The 12,190-nt window shown below is 70.9% G+C and carries 13 protein-coding genes and 1 riboswitch; of the genes, 6 read left to right on the forward strand and 7 right to left on the reverse strand.

Annotation, left to right across the window (positions count from 1 at the left end; translation table 11 throughout):
- Nucleotides 1-31 precede the first annotated feature (31 nt).
- From ACIRQF_RS15550 to ACIRQF_RS15570, 5 genes are all read right to left on the reverse strand, one after another.
- On the reverse strand, nucleotides 32-511 hold the full coding sequence (locus ACIRQF_RS15550; protein WP_404092475.1) for an NUDIX domain-containing protein: 480 nt from the start codon (nucleotides 509-511) through the stop codon (nucleotides 32-34).
- Between the two features lie 52 nt (nucleotides 512-563).
- Complete coding sequence (locus tag ACIRQF_RS15555; protein WP_404092477.1) at nucleotides 564-1,457, reverse strand: LysR family transcriptional regulator; 894 nt, start codon at nucleotides 1,455-1,457, stop codon at nucleotides 564-566.
- A 311-nt stretch (nucleotides 1,458-1,768) separates the two neighbouring features.
- A complete protein-coding gene (locus ACIRQF_RS15560; RefSeq protein WP_404092479.1) occupies nucleotides 1,769-2,938 on the reverse strand; it encodes a cystathionine gamma-lyase in 1,170 nt (389 codons plus the stop codon).
- Entirely contained in the window at nucleotides 2,935-3,426 is a 492-nt protein-coding gene (locus tag ACIRQF_RS15565) for a low molecular weight protein-tyrosine-phosphatase (protein WP_382477409.1), read from the reverse strand. The genes ACIRQF_RS15560 and ACIRQF_RS15565 overlap by 4 nt, the downstream gene beginning before the upstream one ends.
- A 7-nt stretch (nucleotides 3,427-3,433) precedes the next feature.
- The gene (locus tag ACIRQF_RS15570; RefSeq protein WP_376627371.1) at nucleotides 3,434-3,811 is read right to left on the reverse strand and encodes a phage holin family protein; all 378 of its coding nucleotides are present in this window, start codon (nucleotides 3,809-3,811) and stop codon (nucleotides 3,434-3,436) included.
- A gap of 50 nt (nucleotides 3,812-3,861) precedes the next feature.
- Here ACIRQF_RS15570 and ACIRQF_RS15575 point away from each other — a divergent pair, with 50 nt between their 5' ends.
- From ACIRQF_RS15575 to ACIRQF_RS15590, 4 genes are all read left to right on the forward strand, one after another.
- Nucleotides 3,862-4,179, forward strand: a complete 318-nt coding sequence (locus ACIRQF_RS15575) for a cupin domain-containing protein (RefSeq protein WP_376627373.1) — start codon at nucleotides 3,862-3,864, stop codon at nucleotides 4,177-4,179.
- A gap of 242 nt (nucleotides 4,180-4,421) precedes the next feature.
- Nucleotides 4,422-4,634, forward strand: coding sequence for a DUF5326 family protein (locus ACIRQF_RS15580; RefSeq protein WP_376627651.1), 213 nt, complete (start codon nucleotides 4,422-4,424; stop codon nucleotides 4,632-4,634).
- Between the two features lie 277 nt (nucleotides 4,635-4,911).
- Nucleotides 4,912-5,682 carry an IclR family transcriptional regulator gene (locus ACIRQF_RS15585; protein ID WP_389750723.1) on the forward strand — a complete coding sequence of 257 codons (771 nt, stop codon included), beginning with the start codon at nucleotides 4,912-4,914 and terminating at the stop codon, nucleotides 5,680-5,682.
- 138 nt (nucleotides 5,683-5,820) lie between these two features.
- On the forward strand, nucleotides 5,821-6,255 hold the full coding sequence (locus ACIRQF_RS15590) for an SsgA family sporulation/cell division regulator (protein WP_404092876.1): 435 nt from the start codon (nucleotides 5,821-5,823) through the stop codon (nucleotides 6,253-6,255).
- 207 nt (nucleotides 6,256-6,462) lie between these two features.
- Here ACIRQF_RS15590 and ACIRQF_RS15595 read toward each other — a convergent pair whose 3' ends face one another.
- Nucleotides 6,463-7,950, reverse strand: coding sequence for a YibE/F family protein (locus tag ACIRQF_RS15595; RefSeq protein ID WP_404092485.1), 1,488 nt, complete (start codon nucleotides 7,948-7,950; stop codon nucleotides 6,463-6,465).
- Between the two features lie 72 nt (nucleotides 7,951-8,022).
- Nucleotides 8,023-8,169: riboswitch (TPP riboswitch) on the forward strand.
- Between ACIRQF_RS15595 and thiC the strand changes: the two genes are divergently transcribed.
- Nucleotides 8,164-9,960: a phosphomethylpyrimidine synthase ThiC gene (thiC, locus tag ACIRQF_RS15600; RefSeq protein ID WP_404092488.1), complete on the forward strand. Its 1,797-nt coding sequence runs from the start codon at nucleotides 8,164-8,166 to the stop codon at nucleotides 9,958-9,960. Its footprint overlaps the riboswitch before it by 6 nt.
- Nucleotides 9,961-10,064: 104 nt before the next feature.
- Nucleotides 10,065-11,351 carry a DUF4241 domain-containing protein gene (locus ACIRQF_RS15605; RefSeq protein WP_404092491.1) on the forward strand — a complete coding sequence of 429 codons (1,287 nt, stop codon included), beginning with the start codon at nucleotides 10,065-10,067 and terminating at the stop codon, nucleotides 11,349-11,351.
- A gap of 3 nt (nucleotides 11,352-11,354) precedes the next feature.
- Here the strand turns inward: ACIRQF_RS15605 and ACIRQF_RS15610 are convergent, their stop codons facing one another.
- Entirely contained in the window at nucleotides 11,355-12,155 is an 801-nt protein-coding gene (locus tag ACIRQF_RS15610; protein ID WP_404092494.1) for a hypothetical protein, read from the reverse strand.
- Nucleotides 12,156-12,190: the final 35 nt, after the last annotated feature.

Below are 12,190 nucleotides of genomic sequence, written 5' to 3' on the forward strand. Positions count from 1 at the left end.
GGGGCTGTTCTCCGGTTCTCCGGCTCAGGGCTCAGCCGAGGTCCGGGGCGTGCATCGCCCGGACGCCCTCGATGTTGCCGTCCAGGTAGTGGCGGAGCGAGAGCGGGACCAGGTGGACGGCGGCGATGCCGACCCGGCTGAACGGCACGCGCACGATCTCGTACTCGCCGAGCGGCTCGTCGACCTCCGGGCCGTGGCGCAGGGAGAGGTCCATCGATTCCAGGCGGCAGACGAAGAAGTGCTGGACCTTCACCCCGGAGACCCCGCCGTCGACGATGTGCTCGACGGTGTCGACGAAGCAGGGGACCACATCGGTGATCTTGGCCCCGAGCTCCTCGTCCACCTCGCGGTGCAGGGCCTCGACGACGGTCGAGTCGGTGGCCTCGACCCCGCCGCCGGGGGTCACCCAGTAGGGATCCATTCCGGGCTTGGTGCGCTTGATGAGGATCAGGTCGTCCCCGTCGAGCAGGATGGCGCGTGCGGTGCGCTTGACCACAGGTCGTTCGGTCATGGGAAGAAAATGGCCCGCCCCCGCTGTCCTGAAACGCCCGCTGTACGGAAACTCACCAGTCCCCCGCGGCCCGCAGGAGCCACTCGTGGGCCCGCGCCAGGTGCGGCAGGGCGAGCGTGCCCGTGCGGATGACGAGGAAGTAGGTGCGCAGCGGCGGCACCGGAGGGTCGAGCAGCGCCACGAGCCGTCCCCGCTCCAGGTCCTCCTCGCACAGATAGCGCGGCAGCACGGCGAGCCCCGCGCCCGAGACGGCGGAGTCGCGGACGGCCCGCAGATCCGGGGCGATCACCGTCGCGGCGGCGGCCGGCTTGGACTCGAAGACGGCCGTCCAGTAGCGGGAGACGAACGGCAGCGACTCGTGCACCTCGACCACCGGCAGCCGCTCCAGGGCGCCCGCGCCCTCGCGCAGCGCCTCGGGGGAGAGCCGGGCGGCCCAGCGCGGGGCCGCGACGAGGACGTGTTCCTCGTCGCAGAGCGGCGTGGCGGCGAACAGCTCACCGCGGGGCCGTGTGGTGGCGACGGCCAGGTCGTGGTGGCCGGCGGCGAGCCCGTCGAGGGACTCCTGCGCGTCGACGAGGAGGGAGGCGCGGACCGCGAGACCCTGGGTGACCAGCGGGGTCAGGGCGGGCAGCACCCGGGCTGAGGTGAACTCGGGCGGCCCCGCGACGTGCAGGGTGCGCAGCCCGGTCTGCTCGTCCAGGCCCGTCCCGGCGATCTCGACGAGCGCGTCCAGGTGCGGGGCGGCACGGTGGGCGAGCTCGTCGCCGATGGTGGTGGGAGTGACCCCACGGGCCCGTCTGAGGAAGAGGGGCCTGCCCAGTTGTCGTTCCAGGGTGCGGATCTGGCTGGTGACGGCCGGCTGGGAGAGGCCGAGGAGCGCGGCGGCACGGGTGAAGGACCCGGCCCGGTGCACCGTGACGAACGTGCGCAGCAGCGTCAGATCCATGTCCGCCCCTCCCGGCCCTCGGGGGCCGTTCGACTCAGGCGGTCCGCGGACAGCGCCTCAGGACCGTCCAACTATAAATAAGTCGATAGGTCGCTGTCGCTACCGTGATTGGACACTGACGCACAGTCAACTAGCCTTGTTCGGGCGGTCGTCCGCCGAGGAACCCGCAGGGTGTGGGGCGTTCCGAGCCACGAGGGGGGAGGTTCGGAACGCCCCTTTCCCGGGGGCCCGCCGGGCCGTACCGCGCCAGGGCCCGCCGCGCTGTACCGCGCCAGGGCCCGCCGGGCCGTACCGTCCCGTGGCCCGGCCGGCTATCCGGCGGCCTTGGCCGCCTCGTCGAGGGCCCGCAGGACGTCCGCGATCAGGTCCTCGGGATCCTCCGCGCCCACCGAGAAGCGCACGAAGCCCTCGGGCACCGCGTCGCCGCCCCAGCGTCCGCGCCGCTCGGCTGTGGACCGCACCCCGCCGAAGCTGGTCGCGTCGTCGACCAGGCGGAGCGCGTCCAGGAAGCGGTCGGCCCGCTTCCGGTCCGGCAGGACGAAGGAGACGACGGAGCCGAAGCGCCGCATCTGACGGGCGGCCACCTCGTGCGAGGGGTCGCCGGGAAGGCCCGGGTAGCGCAGCCCGGTCACGTCCCCGCGCGTCGCGAGTGCCTCGGCGAGGGCGAGCGCGGTGCCGCACTGCCGGTCGATCCGCAACGAGAGGGTGGCCAGGGAACGGTGGGCGAGCCAGGCCTCCATCGGACCCGGGATCGCGCCGACGATCTTGCGCCAGCGCCGTACCTCGGCGGCACGCTCCCGATCGCGGCAGCTGACGTGCCCGAGCAGGATGTCGCCGTGCCCGGTCATGCCCTTGGTGTCACTGGCGACGGAGAAGTCGGCGCCCAGCTGGAGCGGGCGCTGGCCGAGCGGGGTGGCCAGGGTGTTGTCCACCGCGACGAGTGCCCCGGCCTCGTGGGCGGCCGTCACCATGCGCCGCACGTCGCACACGTCGAGCCCCGGGTTGGACGGGGTCTCCAGCCACAGCAGCTTCGCCCCGGCGAGCACGGACAGCTGCGCGTCGCCGCCGGTCGGGGCGGTGCGGACCTCGATGCCGTACGCGCGCATCTGCTCGTGGAGCAGCGGCAGCGCCTGGTAGCCGTCATCGGGGAGGACGACGGCGTCGCCGGCCTTGAGCTGAGAGAGCAGCACGGCGGAGATGGCGGCCATGCCGGAGGCGAAGACCAGCGTCTCGACGCCGTCCTCCCCCGGTGCCTCCAGCTCGCCGACGGCCCGTTCCAGATGGGTCCACGTGGGGTTCTCGTCGCGGCCGTAGGTGTACGGGCCGGTCGGGTCGCCGGGCAGGTGGAAGTGCGCCGCGAACACCGGTCCGGGCAGCGTGGGCTCGTACTTCACGGGCTCGGGAAGGCCGGCCCGTACCGCACGTGTGCCGTCGCCGATCCCCCCGGAACCCTGGGGGGCGAGTCCTTCGATGCCGCTCATGCCGTTCGTTCCTCGATCTCGTCGCTCACCGCGGCGAGCAGTCCCCCGCTCGCCGCCTCCACCATCTCCAGGCACTGCTCGAAGCCCTCGGGGCCGCCGTAATAGGGGTCCGGCACGTCGAGGTCGGCGCCCGCCGCCGGGTCGTACGAGCGCAGCAGGCGTATCTTCGCGGCGTCCTCGGGTGTGGGCGCCAGCGCCCGCAACTCCCGGGCGTGCCCCTCGTCGAGGGCTATCACCAGGTCGAGCGCGGGGAACCAGGAGGCGAGGAACCGGCGGGCGGTGTGCTGCGAACCGTATCCGTGGGCGTCCAGGACGGAGACCGTACGCGGATCGGCGCCGTGACCTTCGTGCCAGCCTCCGGTGCCGGCGCTGTCCACCTCCACCGCGCCGGTCAGGCCGGCCTCGGACACGCGGGCACGGAAGACGTGCTCGGCCATCGGCGAGCGGCAGATGTTGCCCGTGCAGACGAAACAGACGCGGTAGGTCATGGCTGCCTCAGTCGTTGTCGGGAAGGACGATGTTCAGCGCCCACGAGACGACGGAGATGATCAGGCCGCCGAGCACGGCGGTCCAGAATCCCTCCACGTGGAAGCTGAGGTCGAGCACGTCGGCCAGCCAGGACGTCAGCAGCAGCATGAGTGCGTTGACGACCAGGGTGATCAGCCCGAGCGTGAGCAGGAAGAGCGGGAACGTGAGCAGCTTCACGACCGGCTTCACCAGGAAATTCACCAGGCCGAAAACCAGAGCGACCAGGATGAGGGTCCAGGCCTTCTTCGCGGTGCTGTCCCCGGTCAGTGTGATGTCCTGCAGCAGCCAGATGGCCACTCCCAGAGCGCCCGCGTTCGCGAGCGTCTTGACGATGAAATTCTTCATGTGTCAGATCGTGGCAGACATGATCCGGCCAAGGCAGGGGCGTAGCAACGATGAAGGCATTCCGACTGGACGAGCTGGAGGCGGAGCGGGCGGCCAACGACGGCGCCTATCTGCAGTTCCTGCGTGAGCGGAACATGTCGGTGGGCCTGTACGCGCTCGACGCGGGGCAGCTGGACCCGCAACGGCCGCACGGCCAGGACGAGGTGTACTTCGTGGTGAGCGGCCGGGCCTCGATCACGGTGGGGGACGAGACGACCCAGGTGGCACGCGGCAGTGTGGTGTACGTGCCGGCCGGGGTGCCGCACAAGTTCCACCACATCACCGAGGACCTGCGGGTCATGGTGGTGTTCTCGCCACCGGAGGGCTGAGGGACGCGCCCCGCGCCGAGGGGCGCCGCGCCCGCGCCGCTCGCCGGCGAGGGGCCGCGCGCCCACGCCCCGCGATCTCGGGGGCGGTGAGCCGGGTCCCTTAGGGGTCGGATCAGGGAAGAGGGAGGGCCGTGAGGCCCCCGTTCGCTTGGTGTCCGCCCCTAGCATCGAAGGTGTCCGGCGCAGGGAGCGCCGACGGACCTTCGGGCTCGGTCTTCGGAGATGAGGTAAGCGCAATGGCGGTGAAGGAGATTCTCGCGGGGATGCCGTGGTGGGTGAAGTGGATCGCCATACCCGTCATCGCTCTGGTCGTCTTCGGCGGTCTGATCACCAGCGTCCTGACGATCGTGGTCGGTCTGCTGTTCAAGCTGCTGGTGTTCGTGGCGCTGGTCGGGGGTCTGATCTACGTGGTCCGCAAGTTCACTTCCTCGTCCTCGTCGCGCGAGGACTGGTAGGGCCGTGCGGACCGGAGGCGCCAGGACCCCGGCGGAGCCTGGCCGGTAGACAAGTTACCCGCCCGTATCAACCTGCCGACGGGGATTAGCCCGGCCGAGGGAACGCGCAGGTAGAAGCCCGTGGCCCCGCGGAGGCTGCCCTTAGAGTGGAAATCCTCTGCCGCTCCGGGAGCCTCAGGCACAGACCTCCCCGCCGGGTCCCAGGCCGCGGCGGGCGCGCGGGGGCGGCCCCCGCGGGCGGGTGCGACGCACTCGTCGACTCGCCTGGGGGTGACCTTTGGCCACTGCTTCGCAGCCCGCTGCTCCTACTCTGATCGGCTCGGTGCAACGGGCGCTCAGACTGCTGGAGGCCGTGGGCTCCCACGAGGACGGGGCCCCTGCCAAACAGCTCGCGCGCGAGGCGGGCCTGCCGCTCCCCACCGCGTACCACCTCCTCCGCACCCTGACGCACGAGGGCTATCTACGCCGCGAGAAGGGTGTGTTCGTCTTCGGGGACGCCGCCGGTCGGCTGGTCGGCGGGGGAGTTCTGCAGAATCGTCGCACCAAGATCGAGGACTCTCTCGCCCACTGGCGGGACTCCATCGGCGTCCCCGTCTACTTCGCCGTCTACCGCGAGGGCGAGATCGAGCTCGTGGCCGTCGCGGACACCCCCGCGGCGCCCGCCGTCGACGAGTGGGCCGACTTCCGGGAGACCGGCCACGCGCACGCCATCGGGCAGTGCCTGCTGAGTCAACTGGATCTGAAAAGTCGTCAAGACCACCTCGACCGGCATCCGGTGGAAGCGATCACGCCGTATACGGTGCGTAATCGTCGTGCCCTTTTGGACCGTTTGGGCGGTATGGGGCGAATGGAGCCCCTGGTGGAACGTCAGGAATATGCACTCGGCACAGTTTGTGCCGCGATCCCCATCACGGCGGGATCCACGGCGGCCGCCATGGCCATTTCCCTCCCCCTTCACCAGGCAGAACGGTTGCTGCCCGCGATCGACCGGCTACAGAACGAGATCGGAAAGCTGTTCAGCTCGCTCGCGTTCTCTATCAGTATCTGAAAAATCACTCCTTGTGATCTGCTAGTGCTTACAGCACGATTGCGTCAAGAGGGCCATGAGGGATCATTCCTGGCCGTTTCAACCGAGCATTTCTAGCAGCGTGCTAACACAACTGCTCCATCTACTGCGGGGTACATGATGCGAGAGACGGTTCAGGCCGAAGTCCTGATGAGCTTCCTCGTCTCCGAGGAGCTCTCCTTCAGGATTCCGGTGGAACTGCGGTACGAGACCCGCGATCCCTACGCGGTGCGGATGACGTTCCACCTCCCCGGAGACGCTCCCGTCACCTGGGCGTTCGGAAGGGAGCTGCTGCTCGACGGGATCAACCGGCCCAGCGGCGACGGCGACGTCCACATCGCGCCGACCGATCCCGATCAACTGTCCGACGTGATGATCCGGCTTCAGGTCGGGGCGGACCGGGCCCTGTTCCGGGCGAGCGCCCCGCCGCTCGTCGCCTTCCTCGACCGTACGGACAAGCTCGTCCCGCTCGGTCAGGAACAGACACTGGGGGACTTCGAGGACAGCCTGGAGGCCGCTCTCGGGCGCATCCTGGCGGAGGAGAACGCCGGCTGAGCCGGTGTCACCCACACCGGCCCGGCCGCCGTCCCCGCCTTCTGCCGAGCTCGTGTCACCGTCCTCGACCGAATTCCGCGCACCGTCCTCGGCCGAGCTGCCTGCCGTCCGCCGAGCCCGTCACCGTCCCCGGCCGGGCCCGCGCACCGTCCCCGGCCGAGCCTGCCGTCCGCCGAGCCCGTCACCGTTCCCGGCCGGGGGCCCGCTTCACTTGGCACGTCGGCGGCGCCCGCCCCTGCTGGGGCGCTGCTGTCCCGCCTCCGGCCGGTCGGCCGACACCACCAGCGCCGCGAGACCGGTGGTGACCGGCACCGAGGCGACCAGACCGATCGAGCCGATCAGCGTCCGGACGATCTCCTCCGCGACGAGTTCGCTGTTGGCCACCATCCCCACGCTGCTCTGCGCGATCGAGAAGAGCAGCATGAGCGGCAGTGCCGCACCGGCGTAGGCGAGGACCAGGGTGTTCACCACCGAGGCGATGTGGTCCCGCCCGATCCGGATACCGGCCCGGTAGAGCGCCCGCGGCCCCATCCGCGGATCGGCCTGGTGCAGCTCCCACACCGCCGAGGTCTGGGTGACGGTCACGTCGTCGAGCACGCCGAGCGAGCCGATGATGACGCCGGCGAGCAGCAGACCGGACATGTCGATCTCCGGGTAGAGCCCGTGGATGAGACCGGTGTTGTCGTCCGTGTTGCCGGTGAGCGAGGCCCAGCCGATGAAGAACGAGCCGAGCAGGCCGATCAGCAGCAGCGAGACCAGCGTGCCGAGCACCGCCACCGAGGTGCGGGCCGACAGGCCGTGACACATGTAGAGCGCGATCAGCATGATCGCGCTCGCGCCGACGATGGCTACCACCAGCGGATTCGACCCCTGGATGATCGCCGGCAGGATGAAGAAGGACAGCACCATGAAGCTGATCGCGAGCGCGATGAGCGCCATCACGCCGCGCATCCGGCCGACGACCACGACGGCGAGCGCGAAGATGCCCGCGAGGACGTAGAGCGGCACCTTCCGGTCCACGTCGGTGACCGAGTACTGCAGGTCGCGCGGGGCGTCGGGGGCGTACGCGACCACCACGCCCTGTCCCTCGTCGAGTTGTCGCGGCGCGTCCGGCTGCACGATCTCGGTGAAGGTACGGCCCTTCTCCGGGCCGGTGGTGACCGTGACGGTCGCCTTCTCGCACTGCCCCTGCTGCCCGTTGACCGCCTCCCGTCCCTCCGGGGTGGAGGTGTCGCCGGTCGGCGGCACCTGGGCGGCGTTCACGTCCTTGCAGTCGATGTGCTGGACGGCGGTGACCTTGCCCTGCTCGGTCTGCCGGTCGAAGCCGACCCCCGTGCGCTGGTGCGCCGGGGTGCTCCCCGGCCACAGCACCACGAGCCCGACGACCACGGCGGTCGCGAAGGGGATGAGGACCGCGGCGATGACCTTCCGCAGATGCCGGGAGACGGGCGCGGCGGGCCCGTGGCTGTGCGCGTGACTGTGTCCGTGGCCACCGTTCTCGCCGCCCCCGCCTCCGCGGCCCGGACCCCCGTTCCCGCCGCCCCCGCCTCCGCGGCCCGGGCCGTCGGACCGGTCCCCGTGGCCGGGGCCGGGCCCGTGCCGGTCCCCGTCCACGAGGCCCTGACCAGGCCCGTGATCGTGCCCATGGGTGTGCCCGTGGCCGTGCGGTTCGTGGGGCTGATGTGTCGAAGTCACCGACCGATCATCGCAAGAACCGTCGGGGCCCCACTGTTCAGCACGCCAGAGATGGCGCTAGCGTGGTGGCACCTTTGCACACGCGGGAGCTCGGAGCACCGGGCTGAGAGGGCGCTGATCACCGTACGCGCGTACTGATGTACGTACGGGAGGAGGCTGCGCCGACCGCCGAACCTGTTACCGGGTAATGCCGGCGTAGGGAGATTCGGTCTCATGACCATTCAGGATGCACGCACGCCTGCCTCCGACCAGACGGACGCCCCGAACGGCCAGGGCGAGCGCACGCCGGGCTGGCACAAGGGATACGTCGAGGGCTCCCGCCCCGACATCCAGGTGCCCGTCCGCCAGGTGCACCTCACCAACGGCAAGGACGTGACGCTCTACGACACGTCCGGTCCGTACACCGACCCCACCATCGACACCGACGTCCGGCGCGGCCTGCCGCCCCTGCGCGAGAACTGGATCATCGCGCGCGGCGACACGGAGGAGTACCCGGGCCGTCCCGTCCGGCCCGAGGACGACGGCATCAAGCACACCTCGCCGCGCGGCGGCGGACTGAAGAACCTCGACGCGGTCTTCCCGGGGCGCCCGCGGCTGCCCCGCAAGGGCCGCGAGGGCCAGGCCGTCACGCAGCTCGCGTACGCCCGCCGTGGCGAGATCACGCCGGAGATGGAGTACGTCGCGATCCGCGAGAACGTCTCCCCCGAGGTCGTGCGGGAGGAGATCGCGTCCGGCCGCGCCGTGCTCCCGGCCAACGTGAACCACCCGGAGATCGAGCCGATGATCATCGGCAAGCGGTTCCTGGTGAAGGTCAACGCCAACATCGGCAACTCCGCGGTCACCTCCTCCATCGAGGAGGAGGTGGAGAAGATGACCTGGGCGACGAAGTGGGGCGCCGACACGGTCATGGACCTCTCCACCGGCCGCAACATCCACACCACCCGTGAGTGGGTGCTGCGCAACTCCCCCGTGCCGATCGGCACCGTGCCGCTCTACCAGGCCCTGGAGAAGGTCGACGGCAAGGCCGAGGAGCTCACCTGGGAGATCTACAAGGACACGGTGATCGAGCAGGCCGAGCAGGGCGTCGACTACATGACGGTGCACGCCGGCGTGCTGCTGCCCTACGTGCCGCTGACCGCCCGCCGCAAGACCGGCATCGTCTCGCGCGGTGGCTCGATCATGGCCGCCTGGTGCCTCGCGCACCACCAGGAGAACTTCCTCTACACGAACTTCGAGGAGCTCTGCGAGATCCTCGCGGCGTACGACGTCACGTACTCGCTCGGCGACGGCCTGCGGCCCGGTTCGATCGCGGACGCCAACGACGCGGCCCAGTTCGCCGAGTTGAAGACCCTCGGCGAGCTCAACACGATCGCCAAGCGCCATCACGTGCAGACCATGATCGAGGGCCCGGGCCACGTCCCGATGCACAAGATCAAGGAGAACATCGACCTCCAGCAGGAGATCTGCGAGGAGGCGCCGTTCTACACGCTCGGCCCGCTGACCACGGACGTCGCCCCGGCGTACGACCACATCACCTCGGGCATCGGCGCGGCGATGATCGCCTGGTGGGGCACCGCGATGCTCTGCTACGTCACGCCCAAGGAGCACCTGGGCCTGCCGAACAAGGACGACGTGAAGACCGGCGTCATCACGTACAAGATCGCGGCGCACGCGGCGGACCTGGCCAAGGGACACCCGGGCGCGCAGGAGTGGGACGACGCGCTGTCGGACGCGCGCTTCGAGTTCCGCTGGGAGGACCAGTTCAACCTGGCCATGGACCCGGACACGGCACGCGAGTTCCACGACGAGACGCTGCCGGCGGAGCCCGCGAAGACGGCGCACTTCTGCTCGATGTGCGGGCCGAAGTTCTGCTCGATGAAGATCTCGCAGGACATCCGCCGCGAGCACGGCGGTGATCTGAAGGCGGACGAGATCGAGGCCGGTATGGCTGCGAAGTCGGCCGAGTTCGCCGCGTCCGGCAACCGGGTCTACCTCCCGATGGCCGACTGATCCCGGCCCCCTGACCGGTATCGGCCCGCGACCCTCGGGGGAGTCGCGGGCCGATACCTTCTGCCTGTACACCCGTACATCTGTACGAGCGGAGGGCGGAGCCGGTGGAGGACGTCGTGGAGATCGCCTACGGCGAGGGCTGGGACCTCGCGGGCCGCACGTTGTGGCGGCCGCTGACCGCCGAGTCGGCGGCGGCACGGGACGGGGCCGGACTGCCCTATGTCGCGGTCTGCCGACGGCCGGGCCGGAACGCGCCCCTGGAGGTCCGCCTGACCTCCTGGCGCGACCACTTCGTGGGCGTGTGGGTCTACGACGAAGAGGGCCGGCGCACCCGTCGGCTCGACCTGCGACTGCTGGACGGCGACCGGCTGTTGCGGTACCAGACGGAGGACTGGACGTACGCGGACGCCACGACGCCCGAGTTCGATCGGGGCTGCGAGCGGTGGAAGCTGACGCTCCATCCGGACGGGCGCGGACGCGACGAGCGGGAGCGGCCGGGGCGCGGGATCTTCGTGACCTCGGCGGACGTCCCCGTGGAGCAGCGGTGGCTGGACCGGCCGGTGTTCGGGTCCTGGCCGCTGTTCTCGGGGCAGCTGCACGGGATCGCGGGCGAGCTGCGGATGTCCACGGCGGACCCGGAACCGGAGCCCGACGGCGGGGCGGCGCCGAAGGAACCGTGGCTGCCGCCGCGGCCGGCGCGGGCGGGTCGTCTCGACGAGCTGTTCCGGCCGGGGACCCGGCTCGCCACCGCCCACCGCCCGGAGGTGACCGTGCTGGCGCCGGTCGAACGCGGCACGCTGCGCGTCCCCAGCGGCCTGCTGGCGATCGACGGGCCCGACAACTTCGACCAGGGGCCCGAACTCGTGGTCCCCGTCCCTCCAGGGGAGTACGTGCTCCAGGAGGCGCAGGCGAGCTACGGCTACGACTGCGAGTGGAGGGGCACCTGGGTGACCACCACCGCGTCCCCGGCGGTGCGCGTGAAAGTGGGCGAAGCGCCTGTCGCCACCTGGGAGATGGTGCTCGGGCCGGAGAACGACGTCCGGCTGCTCGACGACGGCCATGCGTACGGATTCGGCACGGACGGGGCGAGCGGCTGTTTCGCCGACGCCGGCTCCTGGACGGGGCTGAAGGGGCTCTTCGCGCGGGCGCTGGTCCAGGGTGACGAGAAGGCCGGGGAGACCATCGAGGACTCCGCGTTCTTCCTGCGGACCTCGGAGCCGGACGCGGCCGACGGCGCGGGCGCCGACCTGGTGGCGTTCTACACGACCGGGGACGGTGTGTGGCCGGTGTGGGCCGGGCGGTCCGCGGCAGGCGAAGTGGTCGCGGTGGTCGTGGTCGGCAACGACGACTTCGCCCATGGCGTGAGGGTCCTGGAGGAGCCGTCCTCGTGACCGTCACTCGGCCCGGTGCTCCGACGGCCCGAAGTCCGGACTCGTGAAGTCGGGGCTCGTGTAGCTCGCCCGCGACGACGGCTCGCCCTCGCTGGGGCTGCTGAAGTCCGGCCCGCTGTATCCGACCTTGGGTATGCGGCGGGCCGGGGGCGGCGCCGGCTGCTCCCTTGGCGGGGGCGCGGCCAGGGCGTCGCGGAGAAAGGGCAGGACCCCGCGTTCCAGGAGTGCCTGGCACCAGGCCGCCCGGGCGCGTGACAACTCGTCGTCGGGGTGCGGGGCGTGGACCTCGGTCGCGCTGTTGCGCAGGGCGGTGACCAGCAGCCCGGCGGCGGCGCAGAGCAGCCCGGCCGCGCCGACGGCGCCGAAGAAGAGACCCGCGGTGAGCAGGGTGTCGGCGAAGGAGGGAGCCGGGTCCAGCATCTTCAGGACCGCTCCGACCAGCAGGAAGATCACTGCCGCCGTGCCCGCGAGGACCGGGGCGAGGACGGTGACGACGGCGACGACGCCCGCGCCGGCCGCCGCACCGGCCTCGACCGGCACCTCGCCCGCACCGCTCGCCATGGCGCTGCTCGCCGAGCGAACCTGCTCGCGGACCTTCACGAAGTGGTCGTACTCGACCGCGGCCGCGGTCGTGATCAGGGCTGTCGCGTTCAGGGCCATCGCGCGCAGCTGGACAGTGGTGAGCCGGGTGCCGACCTCGGCGAGATCCGGCCGGTCGTGCGCGGTGCGCAGTGCGTCGTCGAGGACCCGCTCGAACTCGGCGCGGTCCTCGGTCAGCAGGTGCGGAGCCACGTTCATGTGCATCCCCCGATGCTCCGTAAGGGCCGGAACCGGCCGCG

Source organism: Streptomyces sp. NPDC101191 (genome assembly GCF_044767915.1).
Lineage (GTDB): Bacteria > Actinomycetota > Actinomycetes > Streptomycetales > Streptomycetaceae > Streptomyces.

Coding starts and splice junctions, on each gene's coding strand:
- ACIRQF_RS15550 (WP_404092475.1), bottom strand. CDS start 511: ATGACCGAACGACCTGTGGTCAAGCGCACCGCACGCGCCATCCTGCTC.
- ACIRQF_RS15555 (WP_404092477.1), bottom strand. CDS start 1,457: ATGGATCTGACGCTGCTGCGCACGTTCGTCACGGTGCACCGGGCCGGG.
- ACIRQF_RS15560 (WP_404092479.1), bottom strand. CDS start 2,938: ATGAGCGGCATCGAAGGACTCGCCCCCCAGGGTTCCGGGGGGATCGGC.
- ACIRQF_RS15565 (WP_382477409.1), bottom strand. CDS start 3,426: ATGACCTACCGCGTCTGTTTCGTCTGCACGGGCAACATCTGCCGCTCG.
- ACIRQF_RS15570 (WP_376627371.1), bottom strand. CDS start 3,811: ATGAAGAATTTCATCGTCAAGACGCTCGCGAACGCGGGCGCTCTGGGA.
- ACIRQF_RS15575 (WP_376627373.1), top strand. CDS start 3,862: ATGAAGGCATTCCGACTGGACGAGCTGGAGGCGGAGCGGGCGGCCAAC.
- ACIRQF_RS15590 (WP_404092876.1), top strand. CDS start 5,821: ATGCGAGAGACGGTTCAGGCCGAAGTCCTGATGAGCTTCCTCGTCTCC.
- thiC (WP_404092488.1), top strand. CDS start 8,164: ATGACCATTCAGGATGCACGCACGCCTGCCTCCGACCAGACGGACGCC.
- ACIRQF_RS15610 (WP_404092494.1), bottom strand. CDS start 12,155: ATGCACATGAACGTGGCTCCGCACCTGCTGACCGAGGACCGCGCCGAG.